The sequence below is a fragment of the Streptomyces sp. NPDC003697 genome, assembly GCF_053587115.1.
Genome location: NZ_JBSFNN010000055.1, coordinates 1 through 23,584 on the forward strand (window position 1 = coordinate 1; position 23,584 = coordinate 23,584).

The following is a 23,584-nucleotide window of genomic DNA, read 5'->3' on the forward strand; positions in this document are numbered from 1 at the left end:
CGTCGGGCGTCGTGCACGAGGTCAGACGTCCTTCGGCATCCCAGGTGTAGCGCCAGACGTCGGCCTTCCGGGACAACCGCTTCTTCGTACGTTCGGGTGCCGCACCCTGCGCGGCGAGTGGCACGGGATCGTGGTCGACCCGGTGCGGCGGCTGCTGCGGCGCGGCCTCGGCGGGCTGTTCCTGGCGTTCCTGGCCTCGTTCGGCGTCATCTTCTTCCACGCGATCGCCCAGCGGCCCGCCGGTGGGGTGGCGGTCCGGCTCCTCGGCGGGGTGACGGCGGACCTGCCGCTGTGGCTGGCCCTGCTGCGCACCCCGGTGTCGCTGTACGTCCCCGCGCTCGACCTGCCGGTGTGGGCGGGCATCACCCAGCTCTTCCTGGCGTTCGCGCTGGCCGAACTCACGCTCGGCCGGGCCCGGACGCTGGTGATCGCCTACGCGACCACGCTGGCGGGCACGCTCACGGTCCGGATGATGATCGCCCTGGGTCCGGGCCGGTGGGGGCTGGGCCTGCCGCCCGAGATCGGCCAGGTGCTCGACACGGGGCCTTCCGCCGCGGTGGTGGGCCTGTTCACCTATCTCTCGATCGTCCGGCGGGCCCCCGTCGTCTTCACGCTCACCGGCGGCTCGATGGTGGCGGAATCGGTCCTCAAGCCCAATCTGGCCGGTCGTGAGCATCTGATCGCCGTGGCCGCCGCCGTCGTCCTGGGGCTGCTGCATGGCAGGGGGCGCGCGCTGGTGCCGACGCGGCTGCTCGGGCTCTGCCTCCGGTGGAGCGTGCCGGGCACGGAGGGGGCGCGGGGCGCCGGGCCGGCATTCTCCCCCGGTCGCCCGCCGATCCCCGGCCCGCCCGGCGAGCCGACGCCCACCCGGCCGGGGAGCGGGGGCTGCGCCGTGGACACGCCGGGCTGATCCCGTGCCGGTGCCCGGCCGGGCCGGGGGTGAGGGCGAGGGCCGTGACGAGGTGCCGCGCCGGTACACCGGGGGGCCGGTGAAGAGGGCCACGGCGGAACCGCCGCGCCCTCCGCACCACGTCCCAGGGCCGGTGCCGCCTCCGGGCGCGGACCGCGCGCGCCGCCGGATCCTCCGCGACACCCCGGCCCGGGAGGGCTCCGAACAGAATCCGTGGAAGCCCCGGGACGGAAGGGGCGCCCGGCACGCGGCCTTCCCCTTCCGCCCGGGCTTCTAAGTCCAGGATGCTCAGCCGGGCGTCGGGCCGGCAGTGGCCGCACGCGGTCAGGCCCGTGGCGAGGAGTCTGCGCGCCTCGTCGCGGCTGACGGGGCGGCGCCGTTCACCGGCCAGATGGCAGTCGCCGGTGTGGACCTGCAGCGGCCGGCGTCCGCTGCCGATGCCGAGTTCCACGAGCCACTCCGGCGGCGGGGGCCGCAGGCGGCGGCCCCGCTCCTCCTCGGCCTGCCGCTCCTTGATCGCCGCGATCTTGCGGTCGATACGCGCCAGCCACATGGCGTGCCACACCCGCAGGGTGTGCAGGCGGTCCAGATCGGGCGGCAGGTCATCGAACACATTTTTGATTCTAGATCCATGATCCGGCGGTGCGCTCCTCGCGTGTTCGAATTTACGTTCGATAGAGTGGGGTCGGGAGGTGAGGGTCATGACGTCGCAGACACAGGCGCCGGAGATGTCGACGGTGATGCACGTGCGCTGCCCCGACCGCCTGCCGGAAGACCTTTACCGGCAGGTCCTGGAGCAGCTGGCCGGACTGTCCCCGGTCGTGCAGGCGCTGCCTCCGTCCGCGGCCCTGGTCGAGCTGAAGGGCGCGCTGCGCTACCACGGCGTGCAGGCCCGCCGCCTGGGCGAGGTGCTGCGGATCCGCACGATCTCCCGCCTGGGCGTCGACGTGCGCGTCGGCATCGGCCCGTCGATCACGGTCGCGGCCACCGCCTCCGCCCAGGTCGGGCTCCCCGGCGGTGTCCTCGCGGTCGGCCCCGGCGAGGTCGCCGACTGGCTGGGCCCGCTGCCGGTCGAGGCACTCCACGGCATCGGCCCCCGTCAGGCCGAGGTGCTGCGCGAGTTCGGCGTCCACCGGGTGGGCCTGCTCGCCGCCACGCCGCCGGCCACCGTGCAGCGCCTGCTGGGAGGCAGGGCGGGACGGCTGGCCGCCGACCGGGCGCGCGGCATCGACCCGCGCCCCGTCGTCCCGCGCGCCCTGCCCGTCACGGCAGCCGTGCGCTACGCCTTCCCCCGGCACGCCCTCGAGGGCGCCGAGGTCCGGGCGGCACTGCTCGACCTGGTCGTCCAGCTGGGCCTGCTGCTGCGCCGGCGCGGCCAGGCCGCCCGCGCGCTCACCCTGGTGCTGAAGTTCGCCGGCGGAGCGGCGTGGGACACCACCCGGCGCCTGCCCGAGCCGTCCGCTCACGACGAGGACCTGCGCGCCCTGGCCTACCGGCTGATGGACGCCGCCGGCCTCCAGCGCGGCCGGCTGACCGGGCTCGTCCTCAAGGGCGAGGACCTCGTCGACGCCGACCAGGTGGCGCAGCAGATCAGTCTGGACCATGCCCGCGAGTCCCGCCTGGTCGCCGAGGAGGCCATGGACCGCATCCGCGACAAGTTCGGCCCCGGAGCGATCGGCCCCGCCACCCTCTTCCGGCGCGCCGGCTGACCGGCGCGCCGGAAGGACCCGGGCGCCCGGAGGGCGAGAGGGCCCGGGGTGCTGGAAGGATCCGGGGTGCCGGACGGCCGCACGGCGGCGAGGTCCCGGCCGGGCGGGGCCCGGTTGTCCGGGAGGCGGTGTACGGCGAGGATGTGCTTCGGGCTCAAAAGTGCGCGGAGCGCCACCGCCGGGCTCCGGGGAGCCGGCCCCGACGCGCGAGTGCGTCCGCCCGGTGGGCCGGGAACCCGGTGACCGCACCGGCCCGCCCGAGACCGCTTGGCGGAGCGGAGCGCCCCGCCGACGGCGCCGCCGCCCCGGCACCGGCGAGGAGACCGCGACCGGTCCGACCGGGTACGGGAAACGGTGAATGTCCTGGTGACGTGCGGAAAGACGTGCGCTGGAGACGTTCCGCCGCTCGGCGTGTCGTGCCGTCGGCCGCGGACCCTGCGAGACGATGGCCCTCCTGCACAGAACCGGGAGGCGGGCCCGGAAGGAGGTCCTCGTGGAGCAGCGGGTCACACCGGAGCGGACCGGTGAGGCCGAGGCGGCCGTGACCGGTGGCGGCGGCGCGGACCGCGGACGGAGCCCTGCCGACGTCCGGCGCCGCATCCCCCGTACCGACGTCCTGCTCGGCGATCCGCGTCTGGTGGACGCGGCGCGCCGGCTCGGACCCGACGCGGTGAAGACGGCGGTGCGGCAGGCGCAGGAGCAGGCGCGCACCGGCGCCCTCCCGCCCGAGCGGGTCGCGGACACGGCGCTCGCCCTGCTGCCGCGCACCGCCGGCGGACTACACGCGGTGATCAACGCCACCGGGGTGCTGCTGCACACCAACCTCGGCCGGGCGCCGCTGTCCGCCGCAGCCCGCCAGGCGGTGCGGCAGGCCGCCGGCTTCACGGATGTCGAGCTGGACCTGAACACCGGGGTCCGGGCCCGCCGCGGCCGCACCGCCCTCGCTGCCCTGGCCGGCCGGGTGCCGTCGGCGGAGGCCGCGCACGTCGTCAACAACGGCGCCGCCGCGCTCGTCCTCGTCGCCACCGCGCTCGCCGCCGGCCGGGAGATCCTCATCAGCCGCGGCGAGATGGTCGAGATCGGTGACGGCTTCCGCCTGCCGGACCTGCTGGTCTCCACCGGCGCCCGGCTGCGCGAGGTCGGCACCACCAACCGCACCACCGCCGCCGACTACGCCGCCGCGATCGGCCCCGACACGGCGTTCGTCCTCAAGGTCCACCCCTCCAACTTCCTCATCACCGGCTTCGCCCGCAGCGCCGGGACCTCCGAACTGGCGGCGCTGGGCGTCCCGGTCGTCGTCGACATCGGCTCCGGGCTGCTCGCCCCCCACCCGCTGCTGCCCGACGAGCCCGACGCCGAGACCCAGTTGCGGGCCGGTGCGTCCCTGGTCACCGCGAGCGGTGACAAACTGCTCGGCGGACCACAGTGCGGTCTGCTCCTCGGAGAGCAGCGGCTGGTGCGGTCCGTCTCCCGGCATCCGCTGGCCCGTGCCCTGCGCGTCGACAAACTGACCCTGGCCGCGCTGGAGGCCACCCTCACCGGCCCCCCGACACCGACCGCGACGGCCCTCGCCGCCGACCCGGAGCAGCTGATGCGCCGCGCCGCCCGGCTCGCCTCCGCGCTGCGCGCCGACGGCGTCGACGCCCGCGCCGTCGACAGCGTCGCGACCGTCGGCGGCGGCGGCGCCCCCGGCGTGGGACTGCCCAGCGCCGCGCTGTCCCTGCCGGAGCGGTACGCGGCCGCGCTGCGCACCGGGCCGGCCCCCGTCATGGGACGTGTCGAGGCGGGACGGTGCCTGCTCGACCTGCGGGCGGTGCCGGCCGACGACGACGAGCGACTGGCCGGCGCGGTGCGCGCGGCCGGGGGAAGGTAGCAGTCATGCGGGTCCTGGCCACCGCCGGGCACGTCGACCACGGCAAGTCCGCCCTCGTACGGGCCCTGACCGGGATGGAGCCCGACCGGTACGAGGAGGAGCGGCGCAGGGGGCTGACCCTCGACCTCGGATTCGTGTGGACCAGGCTGGGGCCGGACGGGGAGCACCTGGCCTTCGTGGACGTGCCGGGCCACGAGAGGTTCGTCGCGACCATGCTCGCCGGGGTCGGCCCCGTGCCCGCGGTGCTGTTCGTGGTCGCCGCCGACCAGGGCTGGCAGCCCCAGTCCCAGGAGCACCTGGAGATCCTCGACGCGCTCGGCGTACGGCACGCCGTGCTCGCGGTGACCCGGAGCGACCTGGCGGACCCCGAGCCCGTGCGCGCCGACGCCGTCGAGCGGCTGGCCGCCACCTCGCTCGGCACCGTGCCGTCCGTCGCGGTCAGCGCGGTGACCGGGGCCGGGCTCGACGAACTGCGCGCCGCACTGGGCCGCCTGGCGGACACACTGCCCGTGCCGCCCGCCGACGCCGACGTGCGGCTGTGGCTGGACCGGGCCTTCTCGGTGCGCGGCCACGGCACGGTCGTCACCGGCACCCTCGGCTCGGGCACCCTGCGGGTGGGCGACCGGCTGGTGACGGGGGACGGCTCGGCGACGCTGCGGGTGCGCGGACTGCAGTGCCTGCACGAGGACCGGTCCGCCGTCAGCGGCGTCGCGCGGGTGGCCGTCAACGTGCACGGCGCCCCGGAGGGCCTCCTGCGGCGCGGGCAGGTGCTGCTGACCCCGGAGCGGTGGCTGCCGACCGATCTCGCCGACGTCCGGGTCGTGGGCGAGCCCGTCGACGACCTCCCCCGCACGGTCACCCTGCACATCGGTACGGCCGCCGTCCCGGTGACGGTCCGTCCACTGGGGAAGGACACCGCCCGGCTGACCCTGGAGCGGGCCCTGCCGCTGCGCGTCGGCGACCGGGCGGTGCTGCGCGAGCCGGGCGGCGGGCATGTGCCCTCCGCCGTGACCGTGCTGGACGTGCGGCCGCCGCGGCTGGCCCGGCGGGGCGCGGGACGGGCCCGGGCCGAGGAGCTCACGGGCCTGATCGGCCGCCCCGACGGCCGGGCCGAGCTGCGGCGGCGCAGGCTGATCAGGCGTTCGGAGCTGCTCGCGATGGGCGTTCCGGCGCCCGCCGAGCCCGTCGCCGGGGACTGGCTGGCCGACGACGCGCACTGGAGCCGTCTGCGTGAGCGGCTGATCGCCGAGGTGGAGCGGTACGCCGAGGAGCACCCCCTGGAGCCGGGCCTGCCGACCGAGGCGGCCCGGCGCCTGCTAGGTCTGCCCGACCGGGCCCTGGTCGACGCGCTCGCCGCGGCGCCGGGGGAGCCGCGCCTGCTCGCCCGCCAGGGCCGGCTCCACCGCCCTGGCAGTCACCGGCCGACCGTGCCACCAGCACTGGAGAAGGCCGTCGCCGCGGTACGCCGGGACCTGAGGGACGCCCCCTTCCGCGCGCCGGAGGCGGGCCGTCTGACGGAACTGGGGCTCACCCGGAAGGCTTTGGCCGCGGCGGTGTCGGCGGGGGCGCTGCTGCGGATCGCCGACGGCATCGTGCTGCTTCCCGGAGCGGACGCGCAGGCCGCGGCCGTCCTGCGCCGGCTGCCGCAGCCGTTCACGCTGAGCGAGGCGCGCCGCGCCCTGGACACCACCCGCAGGGTGGCCGTGCCCCTGCTCGAGCGGCTCGACGCCGAGGGATACACGCACCGCGTGGACGACCAGCGCCGGCGCTGCCGGCCGGGGGAGGGGAACGGAGGCGGACGGGAATCGAACCCGCCTGCCCGAGATCCTCGGACACCTCGGTTTTGAAGACCGGGAGGGCCACCAGGCACCCACACGCCTCCACCGCGGGTCAGGCTACCGCAGCCCCCAGGACATGCCGTGCACCGGCCGGCCGCGCGCCTGGACGGGTGCGGGCCGGCCGCCGGCCCCGGCGGGGCACGCCGGCTGTGCCCGCGCCCGCCCGGGGCGCGGGTGCGGGGAGCCGCCCGGGCGGCGTCCCACCGCGACTCGCGACTCGCGACTCGCGACTCGCGACTCGAGCCGTCCGGCCCGGGCATTCGCACGCTCGACGAGGCTCCACGGCGGTACCCGGAGTCCTGCCCCTCACACCATCCGCGTCAGCACCCCCCAGGAGGCCCGAAGATGACCGCGACGCAGGAGACGCCGGTACGACTCACGCAGTTCGCCCACGGCGGCGGATGCGCGTGCAAGATCCCGCCCGGTGAGCTGGAGAACGTGCTCGGCGGCCTCGCGGCCGCCCTGCCGGCCGCCAGCGACACGCCGCTCCTCGTCGGCCTGTCCACCGGCGACGACGCCGCCGTCGTCACCCTGCCCGCGCAGAGCGGCACGGCCGCGCAGGCGGTGGTGTCCACCGCCGACTTCTTCACCCCCGTCGTCGACGACCCCTACGACTGGGGACGCATCGCCGCGGCCAACGCCCTGTCCGACGTGTACGCGATGGGTGGTCGCCCCGTGCTCGCCGTCAACCTGCTCGCCTGGCCCCGCGACGTCCTGCCGTTCGACCTCGCGCGCGAGGTGCTGCGCGGCGGCCTGGAGATCGCCACCGAGGCCGGCTGCCACGTCGGCGGCGGACACAGCGTGGACGACCCCGAACCGAAGTACGGCATGGCCGTGACCGGACTGGCCGATCCGCAGCGGCTGCTGCGCAACGACGCCGGCCGTCCCGGAGTGCCGCTGTCCCTGACCAAGTCCCTCGGCCTGGGCGTGCTGAACAACCGTCACAAGGCCACCGGCGAGCGGTTCGAACAGGCGATCGCCACGATGGTGGCCCTCAACCGGGACGCCGCGGCCGCCGCCCTGGAGTCCGGCGCCACGTGCGCCACCGACGTCACCGGCTTTGGCTTCCTCGGGCACCTGCACAAGATGGCCCGGGCCTCCGGTGTGACCGCCGTGGTCGACACCGCCGCCGTGCCGTACCTGGACGGCGCCCGCGAAGCCGTCCGGGACGGCTATGTCAGCGGCGGCACCAAGCGCAACCTGGAGTGGGTGGCGCCGTTCACCGACTTCGGGGACGCGGACGCCGACACCCGGTTCCTGCTGGCCGACGCCCAGACCTCGGGCGGACTGCTGGTGGCGGGGGAGGTGCCCGGCGCCCCGGTGGTCGGGGAACTCGTCCCCCGGGGCTCCCACTCGGTCGTCCTCAGGTGAGGTCGCGCGCCGCACGCGATCCACGCCCTCGTCTCCCCCCGGGCAGCACCCGAGGGTGGCGCGAGGCCCGTGTGAACGTCCCGCGTCTCACATGAAGTTGCGGGTGTGCAGCGCGGACAGGGCCGCGGCCTCGTCGTCGGGGAAGCCCAGCCGTGCCAGCCGGTGGCGCCTCCCCTCGTCCATGTCCGCCTGCAGCCGCTGCACGGCCCGCCAGCCCCGGGCGATCGCCTCCGGCGCCCAGGACCCGGACGCCAGCAGCACCAGCGCGTCGAACACGTCACCGTTCAGCCCGGCCGTGCCCACCAGCGCGTCGTGGCGGCGCTCCACGGCGGCCCGCAGCCGGCCGCGCAGCCGGGGCTCGACCCGGGCCCGGTGCTCCAGGTGCCCCACGCCGAAGGCGACGTGCCGGGCCTCGTCCTGACGCGCCAGCCGGCTGATCCGCCGGGTCACCGGGTCGGGCGCGTGCCGTTCCAGGAACGCCAGCAGACTGAGGAAGCTGCCCTCCCCGAGCACCGACAGCAGGAACGACGCGACGGAGAAGTCCGGCTCGCTCAGCAGCGTCGCCAGGGACGCCCGGCCGCCCACCGAAGAGGTGCCCATCACGCCGCCCCTGAGCAGCGCCCGCCGCGTGAACACCTCCACGTGTCGGGCCTCGTCCGCGGCCTGCACGGCGAGCAGCTGCAGCACCTCCCGGAAGTGCGGGTGAACCTGGACCAGCAGCCGCCCGGGCACCACCAGCGCCGCCTGCTCGTTCTCCACCAGATACGTCATCACCTGGACGACGGCCGCCTCGACCTCGTCCGGCAGGGTGAACGGCGCGTCCCAGGGCACGGCGGCGAGCGGATCCCACTGGGCCGCGGCCGCCTGGCGGTACAGCCGCGGCGCCAGGTCGGTCCAGGCCACGTCCCGGCCGGTGACCGCGAACGGCACCTCCGGCCCGCCGGCCTCCACCAGCGCCCCCCGGGCGGCCAGCCCCCAGTGGAGCGGCGCCCGTCCGGCCACCTCGTCCGCCCCCGGACCGCCGGCCCGCTGGGCCCCCGACCAGCGGTCAGCCGAGGCGGTGCCCGGTCGTACGTGCGCACTGACCGGCGCCTCGCCGGGCGGCGAGGGGGAGACGCTGTGCCCCTCGCGGCGGCACCAGGCGGTCAGATGCGCCACGAGCTCCGGGTCCGTGCCCCGGACGGCGACCCGGCCGCCGGGCGGCACGGCGCCCAGCGCCCGGCGCAGCAGCAGGTGGGCGCCCTGCTCGAAGGCCAGACCGCCCAGGTCCAGCGGCAGGGTCCCGGTGGATGCGCCGCCGCCCGTCACGGCCGGTAGTCGGGCGCCGTGATCCGGCCGTCGGCGTCGTAGAAGCCCAGGGCGTCGACCGCGTCGGAGAGCTGCGCGAAACCGCTCTCGCGTCCGGGCACCCACCGGGTGAGGCCTTCGAGGTCGAGCAGGTGGCGCACCTCGGGGTCGGCGTAGGACATGGACAGCAGCAGGTCCGCGAACCGGTCGGCGGCGGCCGCGTCGAGGGACGGCCCGGCCGCCAGGACGCAGTGGTCGTACGGCGCCGTGCGGGTCAGCGTCCTGGTGCCGCCCGGCGGCAGGGTGCCCTCCTGGCCGAGGACGAGGTGACTGGCGTCGAGCATGCAGGCCGCGGCCGCCTCACCCGCCATGAGAGCGCGGGCCGCGTCGCGTTCCCCGCCGACATGGTCCCCGTGCAGACCGACGCCGGTGTCATGGCGCAGGACGTCGAAGTCGACGCCCGCCGTCAGCCCCAGCTGCCCCAGGTGGTGCAGGGGCAGCAAGGTCGCCTGTGGCGAGTCGACCGCGCCCACGGCGACCGTCCTGCCCTTCAGGTCGGCGACGGCGGTGACCGGCCCGTCGGCCCGGACCACGACGAGGGACGTCAGGTCCTGGTCGGTGTCGCGCATGACGAGCGGGCGGACCTCGGCGCCGGCCGCCCGCGCCAGCCGGCGGGTCCGCAGCCACGCCAGCGGCGAGTGCCAGGCCGCGTCGATCCGGCCGCGGACCAGGTCCTCGGCCTGCCGCTCGTAGTGGGCGTGGAGCACGAAGTCGAACGGCAGGCCCCGCTGCCGCAGCCAGGAGCGGAAACCGGACCAGATGGTGACGACCTTGGGGTCGTACGCGACGGCCCCCAGGACGATCCCGCTCACTTCGCCTCCTCGAACAGCGGCAGACCCAGCCCGGCCCGTCCGCAGAAGTCGTACAGCGCCTCGGTGGTCGGCGCCATCACTCGCGGCGCGAGGGCGTCGCGGAACCGGCGCTCCACACCCAGCTCCCGGCGGAAGGCCGACCCGCCGCACAGCCGCATGGCGCCGTCCGCCGTCTCGGCGGCCGCCTCGGCGGCCAGGGCCTTCACCTGCAGCGTCCGCAGGGGCGCGTCGGGGCGGCCCGCCTCCAGCGCATCGAGGGTGTCGTCGAGGAGCGCGCGGGCGGCGTCGGCGCGCAACCGCAGGGCCGCGTACTGCCGGCGCGCGACGGGCTGCTGCGCCAGCGTCCCGTCCAGGTGCTCCAGACGGGTGTCGCGCAGATGGCGCGCCGTCAGCTCCAGCAACGCGTCCGCCACTCCCAGGCAGAAGGCGGCGCTCAGTGTCAGGAAGCAGGGCAGCACCAGCCCCAGGGCGATGGTCAGGCCCTCGCCGTCCGCGCCGAGCATGGCCGACCGCGGTACGGACACGCCATCGGCGGTGACCGGGCTGGAGGCGTTGCCGCGCAGACCGAACCCGTCGTAGTCGCCGTGCGTGTCGAGGCCCGCGCTGCCGCCGGGCACCAGCCACAGCGTCATGGCGCCACCGGCGTGCAGCGGCCTGCTCGACCACACGTAGCTGTCGGCCTCCCCCGCCGCGGTGACCCACGACTTGCGGGCGTCCAGACGCACCGTGTCCGCGCCGTCGGGGGCGGCGGTGCCGACGGGCGCCCAGAAGTGGCTGCGTGAGCCGCGTTCGGAGAACGCCAGGGTGCTCAGGTGCCGTCCCGCCGCCACCGCGCCGCGCACGTCGTCGTCGCCGTGCGCCTCGATGACGGTGACGGCCGCGTAGTGCATCAGCAGCACCATGGCCGTGGAGCCGCAGGCGCCCGCCAGCCGCCCGACGACCGCGGCGGCCTGCCGCAGGTCCCCGCCCGACCCGCCGTACGCCGGCGAACTGAGCAGGCCGAGCACGCCGGCGTCCGCCAGGGCGTGCACGCCCTCCCGCGGGAACCGGCCGGTGCGGTCGACCTTCCCGGCCAGCGGCTCGACGATCTCGCGCACCACGGCGTCCCAGTGCTCGGGCAGGAGCCCGGTCGGCGGTGCTTCGGCGGCCTGCAGCATGGCGTTCCCCTGTGAGGTGAGTCCGTGACTGTCCGTGGTCACCGCCCAGCCAACCAGCTCGTCCGCCGTCGCCGCGGGAGCGCGCGCCGCCGGGGGCCGAAAGAGGGACGGTGCCGTGCGCCCGGAAGAACCAGGCGCGGTCACCCGGCCCGGCGGGCCGCCGGCCCTGCGGCCGGCGACCCACTGGACCCCGGCGACCCGCCGCCGGAATCCCCGGGCCGCGGCGACGAGTTGACCGGCCCCCTCCGGGGCCGTCCCCGGTCCGCACACCGGCGTCGTCCACACGGGTGACGGGACGCCGGAGCGGTTTCGGCCCGGCCCGTGCGGAAACCCCACCCCCACAACGACGCGGCGCCGCGGTCCGAAGCGGCGCCCGGAAGAGGAGGTGGCTGTCCCCATGCCGGCAGGAGCGAGTCCCAAGCGGGAGCGGCAGTACGAACACATCAAGGACAGCGCGGAGGAGCGTGGTGCGTCGACCGGCCGGGCCGAGGAGATGGCCGCGCGCACGGTGAACAAGGAGCGCGCTCAGGCCGGTGAGACGAAGTCCTCCCGGAGCGGTTCGGGGAAGGGGGGCGGCTCGTCCTCCCGGAGCGGCGGGCAGTCCCGGTCCTCGGGCGGTGGCTCCTCGCGCTCCGGTCCGACGCGGGACGAACTGTACGACGAGGCCAAGCGCAAGGGCATCGAGGGCCGGTCCTCGATGAACAAGGACCAACTGGCCCGGGCCCTGGGCCACTGACCGGCCTCGGCCGGCGGGCCCGTCCGCGCCGCGTGGCGGGAGGAGCCGACCCCCGAGGGCCGGGGATCACGGATCCCGACGCTCCTCCCGCCGGTGCCGGTTGTGCCACGCCACGGCGCGGCGGAGCTGCGGCTCGTGCAGGCCGGTCCGGCAGGCGAGCTGTTCGACCGTCAGGGCCGACGGGCCGGAGGTCAGCGCCCGGGTGATCTTCCCGGCCCACAGCTCCTCCTGCACGAACGGACGCCGCCCGTAGACCTCCCGCAGAACCGCCAAGTGGGCGTCGCCGCAGGCGGTGAGCAGACGGATGCCGTCGGACCGCTCGTCGGTCGGGTGCACGGCGGAGGAGTCCGGCACGCGGGAGGTCACCGCCCCGTCCGCCGGGAACGTCGCGCCGCACAGGTCGCACAGCTCGACGCGATGCGCGGCGGCACGCTGTGCGCTCCTCTTGCGCTTCCACATCGGGGGCTCCCGGGGACAGGGAAGGTGGACGCTCCACGAGTTGCCCGTTCGGGCGGCGCCGACACAGGGCGTCCGGGGTCCGGAGCCGTTCGGCGGACCTTTCGGCGACCGCGGCGCCCTGCTCCCCGTCCTCTGCCGTGTCCCTCCTGGGCACGCCGCCGTCGGCTCACCCCGGGCAGGACCCGGACAGGACTGACGAACGTCGCGCCACCGGTGGCCGGGCCGGTGCCGCTCCTGAAGCCTCCCGATCACGCCGGGCTCGCGTGCCCTGGCACCGCGCCTCGCCGCGTCTCCGGGCAGCCCCCGACCCCGCCGACCGACATGCTCAGGCCAGAGCCCCCGGCGCGGCTCCTCGGTGCACGGGTGGTGCGCCGCCCGCGCGGGCGCGACCCGTCGTCCCGTGTTCGGCGAGGGGCCCCACCGACAGCCCGGCCTCCCGGCAGCCGGCGACGATGTCCGGCAGCGCCCCGAGAGCCGAGCGCCAGGAACCGCGGGCCGAGACCCGGTCCGAGTCGTGCAGCAGTACGGTCCCCCCGCCGCGCAGATCCGCGCCGATCAGGGAGCGGACGGAGCCCGGGGTGGCGTCGGCGGCCCAGTCCCTGCCCCAGGCCGTCCACAGGACCGGCCGCAGCCCGGTCCGCCGGGCGGCCAGCCACCGGCCGGCGGTGAGGATCCCGTAGGGCGGGCGGTACCACAGCGGCCCGCGTCCCGTGATCTCGTGCACCGCGCGGGCCGTGCGGGCGACGTCCGCCGCGTCCCGCCTCGGCGAGGGCAGCCAGGGGCGGTCGTGGGTCCAGCCGTGGACGGCGGCCTCGTGGCCGCGCAGCACCGTCTCGCGCAGCAGCGCCGGATGCCGCACCGCGTGTTCGCCCAGCACGAAGAACGTGGCCCGCACGCCGAGCCGGTCCAGCGCGTCCAGGAAGTACGGAGTGGAGGCGGGGTCCGGGCCGTCGTCGAAGGTGAGCGCGACGTGGTCGGGGCGGCCCGCACCGGCGAGGCCGGGGAAGAAGCGGTGCCGCAGCACCGGGAGCCAGGTGGCGGCCGGGACGACGTGCGCGGCCGCGACCGCGGCGAACGGCAAGAGGACGGCCGCCGGGAGCCGCGGGCGGTACGAGCCGGACGGAAGAGCCATGGGTGTTCTGCCTTCCAGATGTGAGGGGACGGTCGGGGTGCCGGCTCACGGACCGTGCCGGACCCGCTCCTGGGCGCCGGGCCCGGCACGGCTGCGTTCCGCGGGCGCCGCGTCCCACTCGCCGCCGATCGACGGAGTGCTCGCCAGCCCGATGCTGCCGGCGCCGACGAGGACGACGCCGATGATCTCGGGCAGCAGGCGCACGCCGAGCGCGATCTGTTCGTGGAACAGGGCCCAGCCCAGCGCCACGCTGGTCAGGGCGTCGCCGAGGGTGAGGGCGGGCTGGGACGCGGTCAGCGAGCCGGCGCGGAAGGCGCTCTGCAGCAGCAGGAAGCTGACGAGTCCGGTCACGGCGGTCGCGTACAGCGACCAGTGGGTCAGCACGGCGGCCGGGCCCTGCCCGAACCTGCCCACGACCTCTTTCATCAGGCCGGCCGTGGTGGCGAACGACACGGCGGAGGCGAGCCCCAGCAGCGCGGCGCGCGGGGCCCCGCGCGTGAGGCGGGAGACGCCGACGAGGGCCGTCACGGCGACCAGCGCCCCCAGGCCCGCCTCCAGCCAGCGCTCCGGTGGGGCGGTGGATGCGCCGGCGGTGGGCGAGGCGGCGCCGAGGAACAGTGCCAGCCCGGCGGCCAGCGCGGCGAACGCCAGCCAGGTCCGGCGGCCGGGACGGCGGTGGAACACCAGACTCCCGACGACCAGGGTGAACAGCAGCTCACTGGCGAGCAGCGGCTGGACGAGGGACAGGCTGCCCACTCCCAGGGCGGCGGCCTGGAACACGGTGGACAGCGCCAGCAGGGCCGTCCCCGCCAGCCAGTGCGGCCGGCGCAGTACGCGGCCGAGCCACCGCAGGGCGTGCCGGGCCCCGTGACCGCCGCCGCCCTCGTCCGTCGCGGCCCGCCGCTGCAGCACGGAGGCCGACGCGTTGGACAGGGCCGCGAGCAGCGCGAGGACGACGGTGAGGGCTTCCACGACCGCTCATCCGAACTGGGCGGCGAGCCGCCGGTACAGCCCCGGGGCCGTACCGCGCACCCGGACGGGCAGGCGCAGCCAGCCCGGGACGAAGACCTCGTCCCGGCCCTTGCGGACCGCTTTCCACACGGCCTCCGCCACCCGTTCGGGTGGCACCGGCTTCGGCCGGGACCGGGTGTAGGGGGTGCCCCGGCGTTCGAAGAAGGGCGTGTCGACGACGCCCGGAATCACATGGCTCACGCCGACACCGGTGCCGCGCAGCTCGTAGCGCAGGGCGTCGGCGAAGACCCCGAGCGCGGCCTTGGCGGCGGAGTACACGGCCTCGCCGCGCACCCCGACCGAACCGGCCAGGGACCCGATGAGCACCACCCGTCCGGAGCCGGCCGCGACCATGTGCGGCAGCAGACCGCGCACCAGGTGCATCGTGGCCAGCAGGTCGACGTGCACCACCTCGTCGACGGCGGACGGCGGCATTCGGCTGAAGTCCCCGGCCCAGCCGACGCCGGCGCCGGCCACCAGCAGGTCCACCCGGCCCGCGTGGTCGAGGGCGAACTCGGTGAGCTCGCGGCCGCCACCCGGACGGGTGAGGTCGGCGGAGAAGGTCAGGGCCGGTGCCTGCCCGGCGACCTGCCGCAGTCGCCGCTCGTCGCGGCCGCTCAGCACCAGGCGCCAGTCGTCCTCGGCGGCCAGCCGCCGGGCCACGGCCGCTCCGATGCCGGACGAGGCGCCGGTGACGAGGGCCGTCCTCCGGACGGCAGGCTCACGTCCCGTCGGCCCAGGTGCGGGGCCGGTCGCCGCGGCCGAGCGGTGCGCGGACGGCGTACCGGCGGACCCGGCGCGGGCGGGGGCGTGGGACATGGCGGCTGACCTCGGCGGCGACGGCGAACGCGGGGCCACGGCCGGCCGGCGGCCGCTCCCGCGGTTCGAGCGGGCTTGCGGGCCAGGAGTATCCCGGTCGTGGTACGGCGAAACGTCGGTGTTTCGCCCGGTTCTGCCGGGAGTGCGGACCGGGCCGCGGCCGGGCGAGGGCACTTCGCGCGGCTGTTCGCACGCCGTCGGGGATCCACGGGTGCCGTACGGCAGCGTCCGTCCGCTCAGCGGCCCGGCCGTGAGCGCGGGGCCGGCGGCACGCGGCCCCGCGTGGAGGCGTGCGCCCGAGAGGTTCGGGCAGCCCCCGCCCGCGCGTGTGCCCGCCGTCCCCTTGACGCACGTGCTGCCCGCCCCTGGATCGGCAACGGCAACCGGCAGCGGGCGCCGGATCCCACCGGGTTCACCCGTTCACCGCCGTCGGGGCCCCGGTCGCCGTGAGGGCCGCCGCCCCGTCCTCCGCCCGTCGTCCGGGTGGGCCTCCGCTTCGGCTCGTGGCGGCCCGGGAGGCCGCCTGCGCGCCGGACCCGTCCAGGACCACGGCCGCATTCCCCGCGGCTCCGGACCGGTGGGGAGGCCGGCCTGGACCGGAGCCCCGGGCGCCCCGCGCGCCAGCCTGTCCGCCGGGCGCTGCGGCACCTTGCGGCCAGTCCCGTCCCTCCCGTCCGGCCACCAGTGGTGCTCGCAGAACCAGCGGCCGGCCATCGCCCCGCCGTACACGACGAAGCCGACGCCGGTCAGCCACGACTCCAGCACCAGCACGATGCCCACGGCCCCGTAGCTGACCGCGTTGGTCACGATGAGGGAGGTGAAGACCAGGTGGGAGAAGCCCCGCAGCCCGATCAGGCCCACCATCGTGGCGATCGCGCCGGGCAGCAGGGTGCGCCAGCGGACCTGACCGCCCAGCAGGAAGTGCGGGGCCCACCAGAAGAACAGCACGCCGACCGCCGTGGACAGCATGATGCGCTGCGGTCCGTGCAGCGCGGTCCGCGTCTGTACCTCCTGGTACAGATACGCGGTCAGCGCGGCCAGCCACGTGACCTGCCGCCAGATGCGGTGCCACGGACCGGGGGGCAGTTGCCAGATCCTCTCGTACCCGTTCTGCACGCTGCCCGCGAAGGACACCCCGAACACGGCGAGTGCGACGGCGCCCCAGACACTGGTGGTGCCGACCACCTTGAGTGGGGGGCTGATGATGTCGGTGAGCACGTGGGCGGCCCGGCCCGACAGGCCCATGCCGTCCACCAGCCACGAACCGAAACCCTCGTGCCCCAGCGGATCGGCGGCGGCGACCACGATGAGCAGCGGCGCCAGTGTGACCAGGGCCAGGGTGGCGAACCCCATCGCCCGGTGCATCAGCTCCAGTTCCCGGCCGTGCCGGATGAGCGCGTAGGCCGCGAGCCGGTTCCACAGCTGGTGGAGCATGCGCCGGTACCGGTTCACGGGATGCTCCTCAGTGCGACCTCGGATGGCCCGCCGTCGTGGGCTGAGTCACCGTGCAGCGCCCGGGCAAACGTCCGCGGCCGGCGGGGGCCTTCCGGCTCGCGCCGGCCCGCGGGCGCCGCCCCGGCCCCCGAGCCGGGCGCCACCAGGCCGGCGTGGCCCTGTACCGGGCCGTCGGGGCGTGTGGTCCGTTGGGCGCGGCGTTCCGGACGTCCCCCGGGCGGCGGGCGGCCGACAGTGGTCACCCGCGGTGCCCGGCCCCGTGCCACGTTCGACGCTGAGGCAGGCGGCGAGCCGCCGGTTGCGGCGGTCCACGACGCGGACGTGCACCCGCCGGGCTGGACGGCCCCCGGCATCGGACGGCGGGTCTGAGACGGGACCGGCCCGGCGCCCGGGCCGGCGTCCGCACGGGGATGCCCAGCGGGGCGGGGCGCGTCCGGGACCGCCCCGGCGCGTGGGCCGGCGTCCGGCGAGCACGAAGACGCCTCGCGGGCCGGAGCGCACCCTCTCCGCGGCCGGTCCGGCCGGCTGCCGCCGTCCGGGTGGCAAGTCGGCTGTTCCTCCCGGGGTCCTCGGGTCACCTGGGTATCGGTGGTCCGGGGGACGACCGATCGATCCGCACCGACATTGAGGGAGCGACGACTGTGGGCGACGCACAGAAGGACCGGGACGAGGCCGCGCGGATGCCCGAGGGCGACGTGGTGGCGGTCCTGCTCGACCAGCACGCCCGGATCCGGGAGCTGTTCGGCCAGGTGAGGACGTCCCGAGGGGACGAGCGCAAGAGGACGTTCGACGACCTGCGCGCGCTCCTCGCGGTCCACGAGACCGCCGAGGAGATCATCGTGCGGCCGGTCGCTGCGGGCACCGCGGGCAAGGCGGAGGCCGACGCCCGCAACAAGGAGGAGGCCGAGGCCAACAAGGTGCTGGCGGAGCTGGAGAAGATGGACCTCGACAGCGCCGACTTCGACACGCGGCTGGCGGCGTTCGAGCAGTCCGTCCTCGATCACGCGGAGAAGGAGGAGCACGAGGAGTTCCCGGCCCTGCGGGCGGGCTGCCCCGAGGACCAGTTGCAGACGATGGGACGGCGGCTGCAGGCGGTGGAGAAGATGGCACCGACGCACCCCCACCCCACGGCGGCCGGGTCCCCCACGGCGCAGATGCTGACCGGGCCGTTCGCCTCCATGATCGACCGTGCCAGGGACGCCCTCAGCAAGAGCTGAGCCCCCGCCGGAACCCCTCCCGGACCGACACCCGGACCGACACCCGGACCGGATTTGGAGGACACCTCCCCGGCCGCGGTAGCCGTCGCACCCCACGGCGCCCGCGGCCGGGGCGTCCCCGCGTCCGGCGGCGGGCGCCCACGCGGCGGGGGAGCGGCCTGGCGGAACGGAGACGGCATCCGGAGCGTCCGCGTTCCGAGCGGTACCGGATCGAGACTTGCGGGGGTGAAGGGTGAGAGCCGCTGCCATACTCACCCGATGCCAGACCTCAGCATGACGTTCACCGGCCTGCGCCGCACCGGTGTGCGAGCCTTCGGCGACATCGAGAACAACCTCGCCGGCGTGAACGGCCCCGGAGTGCCGTCCGACAACGAGAACGGGGTCATCGGCTGGGGCACCTCCTGGCGGATGCAGGGGTACCTGCTCATGGCCGAGCACACGGGCCGCCCCGCGTACGCCGAGCGCCTCGCGGAACTCGTCGACGCCGTGCTCGACGCGCGGGACGACGTGCGTGGCGTGCGCGACTTCCGGGGCCGCAGCCTGCCGGTGTGGAGCACCGCCCACAAGTTCACCGCCGCCTCGGTGCTGCTGCGGGACACCGAGGAGCGCCCCGCCCTGGAGGTGACGGTCTGTCCGCCGCATGCCCGGGCCGTCCGCGTCACCGTCGCCCCCGACGGCGAGCGCCACTTCCGGCTCAGGGTGTACGGCCCGGGCCGTCCCGACCACCTGGTGGGCGGGCTCAGCCTGGACCCGCGGGACGACCGCCGCGCCGACCGGGTCCTGTACGAGGCGTACGAGCAGCGGACCGGCGTCACCGCCCGGCTCGTCATGCCCGACGAACCCGTCACCGAGCCCCGCGTCCCGCGCCCCGGCACGTACGCGGTGCGGCCGGCCAGGGTCGCGCTGGCGGCGCAGACCGGGATGATCGCCTACCCGGTCGCGGGGCTGGTGCGGCTCGCCCGGACCCGGCCCGACGCCGTGCCGCGCGCGGTGCGCGAGCGTGCCGAGGACTACCTGGACGCGGTGGAGCGGGCGCTGCGCGTCCACGACGAGCAGTGGGACACGACCGCCGACGCGCGCGGCTTCTACCGCTGGCTGCCGGACGAGCCGGTGTCGTTCGCGGGGGCGGAACTGCCCACGAACGAGTTCCTGGCGATGGGGCGCGCCGCCGTTCAGCTCGCGGTGGTCACCGGCGACGCGGAGTGGCGCGAGCGTGCCGCGGCGATGGCCCGGGCACTTCGCGGGGACCTGGCGGTCACGGGCGGGGCGGCCGTGTGGCCGTACTGGCCGGGCTTCGGGCGGGTGCACCAGGGCTGGTCCGCGACCGGCTCGCCCGCGTCCGACGGCTCGGACCTGCGCCCCTCGTACCGTGCGGTCACCGTCCCCGAAGACGTCACGCACGCGTTGATCGACCTGGACTTCCTGTGCCTCTACCACGACGCGCCGGGGCTGCCGCAGGTGTTCACGGAGGCCGACATGCGGGCCGTGGCGGCGACGTTCGGCCGCAACACGGTGGAGCGCCGGGGTGGGGCGCTGCGGCTGCGGCACGACGTCGGCGGCACCGGCCGGAAGGGCACCGACCGCGAACAGGCGCACGTGGCCGCCTGGTTACCGCTAAGGCGCTGGTCGCGCGACATACCACGGCAGGTGCGCGCGATCCGTCCGCGGCGCCCGCCGCTGCCGCTGATGGGCGTGGACACGTACTGCGCGGCGCTCCTGACGGGCTGAGCCACGCGCGACGGGCGAGCCGGGGCGGGGACCTTAGGCCCGTCGGGACCGCGGGAACGGCGGTGTGCCAGGCCGGTTGGGGGTCCGGGGCTCGCGGGCGCCGGTCGCACGGACGACCCCTGCGGGCAGGCCGATCACTCGACGAGGGCGACCACGGCGGTGACGCGTTTGCCGACCGGGGCGGGGGCGAAGCTGAGCTCGCGGCACAGCGACCTGACGATCTCCAGCCCGTGCCGCCCCACGCGTCCCGGGTCGGGGCCTCCACCACCGGCAGCGCGGGTTCGCTGTCCCGGACCGTCGCCGTGATCACGTGCCGGTCGACGCGGAGGTCCCCCCGCGGCGTGTTTGCAGGCGGTGGTGACCGGTTCGCTCACCACCGGCTGGACGGCGTCCGGCGCTCGCCGCGGCACCCGCCGCGTCGGCAGGGGTGGCCGGTTCCGCTCCGGATCGGCCGGGCGCGTTCGGGCAGGGCCGTCCCGCTCCGGCCGACGGGCCCACTCCGGACGGGGCGGCCCCGCTACGGCTCAGCGCCCCGCTGAGGCTGCCCGCCCCGCCGTGGGACGGCGGCTCGGTGCCTGGTGCGGAGCAGGCCGCTCCGGACGGCGGCCGCGCACGACACCCTCGGTCCTCGTGCACGCCGACCGCCGACCGGTGAGACTCACATAGGCGGAGAAAAGGTGGAAACCCGGCAGCAGGTGCTGGGGCGCGTGGAGAGGAACGCTCGTGGACCTGGATGCTGTCGCCGGCGAACTGTACGGGCTGCGGCCGGAGGACTTCACCGCCGTCCGGGACACTCGGGCGGCCGAAGCCCGCACGGAGGGCGACCGTGCCCTCGCCGCTCAGATCGGCAAGCTGCGCCGGCCCAGCCTGTCGGCCTGGGCCGGCAACCTGCTCGTACGGGAGCGGCCGGAGGAGACCGAGCCGCTGGTCCGGCTGGGGGAGGGGCTACGTCAGGCCCACCGCGACCTCGACGGCGCCCAACTGCGTGAACTCGGCCATCAGCAGCGCCTGCTGATCGACGCCCTGTCCCGGCAGGCCGGGCGACTGGCCGCGGAAGCGGGTCACCCGATCGGCGAGGACGCCCGGCGTGAGGTGGAGGGCACCCTGCACGCCGTCCTCGCCGACCCCGAGGCGGCCCGGGAGTGGGCGACGGGCCGGCTGGTGAAAGCCCTCGACCCGACCACCGGCTTCCCCGCCGCGTCGCCGGGTGCCACCCCGCGGCCCGCCGGCGCGCATCAGCGTCCGGCGGCACGGGCGCCGTCCGTCCGGCGCGGGACCGGGAGCGACCATGCCGACAAAGCCGACAAGTCGATTAAGGCGGACGCGCAGCGGCGCAGGCGGCTCGCCCGGGCCCGCCGGGACGCCGACGAGGCCCGCCGCGAACTCCACGATGCCGAGCGGGAGGCGGAGACGGCCGGCCGCGCGGCGGACGACGCCGCCAAGCTGCTGGGAGACATCCAGCGGCGCGTGCGCGAACTGACCGACCGGCTCCGGAGCCTGGAAGACGAGCAGCGGACGGCGCGAGCCGCCGAGGGGGAGGCCCGCGAGCGGGTGCGCGGCACGGATCGGCGGGTGCGTGAGGCCCGCCGCCGCGCCGAAGCCGCCGCCGCGCACGTCGAGCACCTGACCGCGGAGGCGTCCGACCGCACCGGCGTCTGACGACGCGGCCGTCCGACGGCGCAGACCCCGAGGCGGCGCGCTGCCCACCGGCACGGCGCGCGCCGGCGCGGGACCGCAGACCGCGGAGGAACACGACCCCGACCAGCCGGGCACTGAAGGAGGCGACGGGTGATGGCGAGACCGATCTGGACCGGGGTGCTGACCTTCGGACTGGTCACGGTGCCCGTGGGGCTGTACACGGCGACCGAGGACCACACCGTGCACTTCCACCAGCTCCAGCGCGGCACCGCCGACCGCATCCGCAACCGGCGCGTCAACGAGCGCACCGGCGAGGAGGTCGGCGGCGGCGACATCGTCAAGGGCTACGACCTCGGGGGAGGGGACTACGTCGTCGTGGAGCCGGAGGAACTCGACCAGATCGCCCCCGGCAGGTCGAAGGTGATCGACATGGCGGGCTTCGTCGACCTGCGGCGCATCGAGCCGGTGTACTTCGACCGCGCCTACTACGTCGCGCCGCAGGGCAAGGAGTACCTCAAGGTGTACGAGCTGCTGCGGGCCGCGCTGGAGCAGTCGGACAAGGCCGGGCTCGCCACCTTCACGATGCGCAGCAAGCAGTACCTCACCGCTCTGCGGGCCCAGCCCGAGGTGCTGGTTCTGCACACCATGCACTGGGCCGACGAGGTGCGCGACCCCCGGGAGCTGTTCGACGTGCTCCCCGACCACCGGGGCCGCATCGACGACCGGGAGCTGAAGACCGCGCAGCAGCTGATCGACGCCCTCAGCATCGACTGGAGTCCCGGGGACTTCCACGACACCTTCGAGGAGCGGGTCAGAAAACTGGTCGACGCCAAACGGCAGGGCGAGGAGGTCGTCAGCGAGGCCGGACCGCCGGAGGCGACGAACGTCGTCGACCTCATGGCGGCCCTCGAGCGCAGTGTCGAACGCGCCCGCGAGCGGGAGTCCGGCGGCAAGGCCGGCGCGGGCGGGCGGGAGCACTCCTCCGGCAGGGAGGCCAAGGAGCGCAAGGCGACCGGGCAGCACAAGGCGGCCAGGGAGCGCACGGCGGACGAGGGCTCCGGCGGGCGGATGGACAAGGACACCCGGCAGGCGGCCGCACAGCGCCGGCCGCAGCGGCGCGAGTCCTCCCGGGAGCGCCGGGGCGGGCCCGCCGACGAACTCGCGTCCCTGTCCAAGAGCGCGCTGTACGAGCGGGCCTCCCGGGCGGACATCCCGGGGCGGTCGAGGATGAGCCGGGACGAACTGGTCGAAGCCCTGAGGAGGACCCCCAGCGCCGCCTGACCGGACCGGGCGGGGATCATGCCTCCACGAGGGCCGCCCGGCGGGGTGCTACGACCGCTCGTCGTGGTCCTGCCCCTGTCCCCGGCTTCGTCGTGGGCCGGTGGGCGGCGGCCTCGGCGCTGTCGGGCAGCACCCGGTTGGCGCGCAGCCCACCACCCATCCCGCACCGGCCCCCGCCCCCGTGCGGGGCGCCGGTGCCGTCGGACACGCACGTCAGGCGACGCGCACCGTCGCGATCCCGGTGAGCCCCGAGACGGTCAGGACGGGAGCCAGCAGGGCGGGGGCGACCACCTCGATGCGGTCGGCCCGGGCGAACAGGACGGTCAGGCCGGCGCTGTCGAGGTACTCCACCGCCGTCAGGTCCAGGACCAGCGGTCCCCTGCGGGCGTCGAGGGCCTCGGCGAGGGTGCCGCTGTTGCTCATGTCGATGTCACCGGTGACCGCCAGGAGGGCGGTGCCGTCCGGGTGGTGGCCGGGAGTGAGAGTGAGCGGCGTGGTCATCGGGCGATCCTCGTACGCATCTCGACGGTGGTTCCGGACGGGCCGGGCGTGACGGTCACCTGCTGCATCAGCGCGCGCATCAGGGCCATGCCGCGGCCGCGATGGGGGTGGGCCTCGGGCTGCGGCGCCCTCCAGGCGCCGCTGTCGGCGACCACCAGGAGCAGGTCGCCGGCGGAGGCCTCGGCGCGCAGGCGGACCGTGGCACCGCGGGTGTGGCGGTGGCCGTGCTCGATCGCGTTGGCGCAGGCCTCGCCGACGGCGACGAGCACGTTCTGCCGGGTCCGCGGGGGCATGGGGCACCGGTCGAGCCAGGCTCGCAGCGCCTCGCGCACGGGCGCGAGCTGCGAGGACTCCGCGGGGAAGGCCAGGCTGAGCGGTCCCGGGCGGTGAGGGAGGAGGACGGCCGCCCCGTCCGCGTCCCCGCCGGCAGGGAGCCGGGTCATCACCCGGGTGGTGAACTCCTCGGCGGTGACGGTGCGGCCCTCCCGGCGGGCCGCACCGGCCGCCTCGGCCGCTCCGGCCCCCGCCGACGGTTCGTGCACGGCGTCCTCGTACTGCGCCACTGGGCCCCTTTCGCTCACCCCGGCCGT

Annotated in this window: 18 protein-coding genes, 1 tRNA gene and 4 pseudogenes; 11 read left to right on the forward strand and 12 right to left on the reverse strand. The window is 76.1% G+C overall.

The features are described from left to right. Positions 1-130: 130 nt before the first annotated feature. On the forward strand, positions 131-910 hold the full coding sequence (locus ACWDNY_RS21095) for a hypothetical protein (RefSeq protein WP_451647318.1): 780 nt from the start codon (positions 131-133) through the stop codon (positions 908-910). A gap of 349 nt (positions 911-1,259) precedes the next feature. Here the strand turns inward: ACWDNY_RS21095 and ACWDNY_RS21100 are convergent. Then, positions 1,260-1,613: pseudogene (locus ACWDNY_RS21100) on the reverse strand (DUF6233 domain-containing protein); the annotation flags it as partial. Here ACWDNY_RS21100 and ACWDNY_RS21105 point away from each other — a divergent pair. The 4 genes and pseudogenes from ACWDNY_RS21105 to ACWDNY_RS21120 all read left to right on the forward strand — a co-directional run. Then, positions 1,612-2,619: a DNA polymerase Y family protein gene (locus ACWDNY_RS21105; protein ID WP_451647319.1), complete on the forward strand. Its 1,008-nt coding sequence runs from the start codon at positions 1,612-1,614 to the stop codon at positions 2,617-2,619. The pseudogene ACWDNY_RS21100 and the gene ACWDNY_RS21105 sit on opposite strands and share 2 nt — an antisense overlap. A gap of 493 nt (positions 2,620-3,112) precedes the next feature. Next, positions 3,113-4,492 (forward strand): L-seryl-tRNA(Sec) selenium transferase, encoded by a 1,380-nt coding sequence (gene selA / locus ACWDNY_RS21110; protein WP_451647320.1) that lies wholly within the window; start codon positions 3,113-3,115, stop codon positions 4,490-4,492. 5 nt (positions 4,493-4,497) lie between these two features. After that, a pseudogene (locus ACWDNY_RS21115) lies at positions 4,498-4,968 on the forward strand (GTP-binding protein); the annotation flags it as partial. Positions 4,969-6,084: 1,116 nt separating this feature from the next. Continuing rightward, positions 6,085-6,246 (forward strand): annotated as a pseudogene (locus ACWDNY_RS21120) (SelB domain-containing protein); the annotation flags it as partial. A 35-nt stretch (positions 6,247-6,281) separates the two neighbouring features. Here the strand turns inward: ACWDNY_RS21120 and ACWDNY_RS21125 are convergent. After that, positions 6,282-6,374 (reverse strand) — tRNA-Sec (locus ACWDNY_RS21125). Positions 6,375-6,675: 301 nt separating this feature from the next. On the opposite strand from ACWDNY_RS21125, the gene selD reads away from it, so the two are divergent. Then, positions 6,676-7,701, forward strand: coding sequence for a selenide, water dikinase SelD (gene selD / locus ACWDNY_RS21130; RefSeq protein WP_451647321.1), 1,026 nt, complete (start codon positions 6,676-6,678; stop codon positions 7,699-7,701). An 87-nt stretch (positions 7,702-7,788) separates the two neighbouring features. Here selD and ACWDNY_RS21135 read toward each other — a convergent pair whose 3' ends face one another. From ACWDNY_RS21135 to ACWDNY_RS21145, 3 genes are read right to left on the reverse strand one after another with little or no spacing between them, the layout of a single operon-like run. Further along, positions 7,789-9,009 carry a ferritin-like domain-containing protein gene (locus ACWDNY_RS21135; RefSeq protein WP_451647322.1) on the reverse strand — a complete coding sequence of 407 codons (1,221 nt, stop codon included), beginning with the start codon at positions 9,007-9,009 and terminating at the stop codon, positions 7,789-7,791. Next, a complete protein-coding gene (locus ACWDNY_RS21140) occupies positions 9,006-9,860 on the reverse strand; it encodes a phosphate/phosphite/phosphonate ABC transporter substrate-binding protein (protein ID WP_451647323.1) in 855 nt (284 codons plus the stop codon). The genes ACWDNY_RS21135 and ACWDNY_RS21140 overlap by 4 nt, the downstream gene beginning before the upstream one ends. Beyond that, positions 9,857-11,017 (reverse strand): acyl-CoA dehydrogenase family protein, encoded by a 1,161-nt coding sequence (locus tag ACWDNY_RS21145; protein WP_451647324.1) that lies wholly within the window; start codon positions 11,015-11,017, stop codon positions 9,857-9,859. Before ACWDNY_RS21145 ends, ACWDNY_RS21140 begins: the two co-directional genes overlap by 4 nt. A 397-nt stretch (positions 11,018-11,414) precedes the next feature. On the opposite strand from ACWDNY_RS21145, the gene ACWDNY_RS21150 reads away from it, so the two are divergent. Further along, positions 11,415-11,753, forward strand: a complete 339-nt coding sequence (locus tag ACWDNY_RS21150) for a plasmid stabilization protein (protein WP_451647325.1) — start codon at positions 11,415-11,417, stop codon at positions 11,751-11,753. Positions 11,754-11,819: 66 nt separating this feature from the next. Here the strand turns inward: ACWDNY_RS21150 and ACWDNY_RS21155 are convergent, their stop codons facing one another. The 5 genes and pseudogenes from ACWDNY_RS21155 to ACWDNY_RS21175 form a co-directional block, all read right to left on the reverse strand. Next, complete coding sequence (locus ACWDNY_RS21155) at positions 11,820-12,212, reverse strand: hypothetical protein (protein WP_451647326.1); 393 nt, start codon at positions 12,210-12,212, stop codon at positions 11,820-11,822. A gap of 325 nt (positions 12,213-12,537) precedes the next feature. Beyond that, positions 12,538-13,344: a polysaccharide deacetylase family protein gene (locus ACWDNY_RS21160; RefSeq protein WP_451647327.1), complete on the reverse strand. Its 807-nt coding sequence runs from the start codon at positions 13,342-13,344 to the stop codon at positions 12,538-12,540. Between the two features lie 45 nt (positions 13,345-13,389). Then, positions 13,390-14,316 (reverse strand): DMT family transporter, encoded by a 927-nt coding sequence (locus ACWDNY_RS21165; RefSeq protein WP_451647328.1) that lies wholly within the window; start codon positions 14,314-14,316, stop codon positions 13,390-13,392. A gap of 6 nt (positions 14,317-14,322) precedes the next feature. Then, positions 14,323-15,174 carry an SDR family NAD(P)-dependent oxidoreductase gene (locus tag ACWDNY_RS21170; protein WP_451647329.1) on the reverse strand — a complete coding sequence of 284 codons (852 nt, stop codon included), beginning with the start codon at positions 15,172-15,174 and terminating at the stop codon, positions 14,323-14,325. A 633-nt stretch (positions 15,175-15,807) separates the two neighbouring features. Continuing rightward, positions 15,808-16,608 (reverse strand): annotated as a pseudogene (locus ACWDNY_RS21175) (ribonuclease BN); the annotation flags it as partial. A 662-nt stretch (positions 16,609-17,270) separates the two neighbouring features. Between ACWDNY_RS21175 and ACWDNY_RS21180 the strand changes: the two are divergent. The 4 genes from ACWDNY_RS21180 to ku all read left to right on the forward strand — a co-directional run bounded on the left by ACWDNY_RS21180 (position 17,271) and on the right by ku (position 22,493). After that, complete coding sequence (locus ACWDNY_RS21180) at positions 17,271-17,846, forward strand: hemerythrin domain-containing protein (RefSeq protein ID WP_451647330.1); 576 nt, start codon at positions 17,271-17,273, stop codon at positions 17,844-17,846. 258 nt (positions 17,847-18,104) lie between these two features. After that, positions 18,105-19,574 (forward strand): hypothetical protein, encoded by a 1,470-nt coding sequence (locus ACWDNY_RS21185; RefSeq protein ID WP_451647331.1) that lies wholly within the window; start codon positions 18,105-18,107, stop codon positions 19,572-19,574. Between the two features lie 723 nt (positions 19,575-20,297). Next, the gene (locus ACWDNY_RS21190; RefSeq protein ID WP_451647332.1) at positions 20,298-21,233 is read left to right on the forward strand and encodes a hypothetical protein; all 936 of its coding nucleotides are present in this window, start codon (positions 20,298-20,300) and stop codon (positions 21,231-21,233) included. 132 nt (positions 21,234-21,365) lie between these two features. Continuing rightward, positions 21,366-22,493, forward strand: a complete 1,128-nt coding sequence (gene ku / locus ACWDNY_RS21195) for a non-homologous end joining protein Ku (RefSeq protein WP_451647333.1) — start codon at positions 21,366-21,368, stop codon at positions 22,491-22,493. Positions 22,494-22,706: 213 nt separating this feature from the next. Here ku and ACWDNY_RS21200 read toward each other — a convergent pair whose 3' ends face one another. Next, positions 22,707-22,994 (reverse strand): STAS domain-containing protein, encoded by a 288-nt coding sequence (locus tag ACWDNY_RS21200; RefSeq protein WP_451647334.1) that lies wholly within the window; start codon positions 22,992-22,994, stop codon positions 22,707-22,709. After that, positions 22,991-23,557, reverse strand: a complete 567-nt coding sequence (locus tag ACWDNY_RS21205) for an ATP-binding protein (RefSeq protein ID WP_451647335.1) — start codon at positions 23,555-23,557, stop codon at positions 22,991-22,993. The genes ACWDNY_RS21200 and ACWDNY_RS21205 overlap by 4 nt, the downstream gene beginning before the upstream one ends. Between the last annotated feature and the right edge of the window lie 27 nt (positions 23,558-23,584).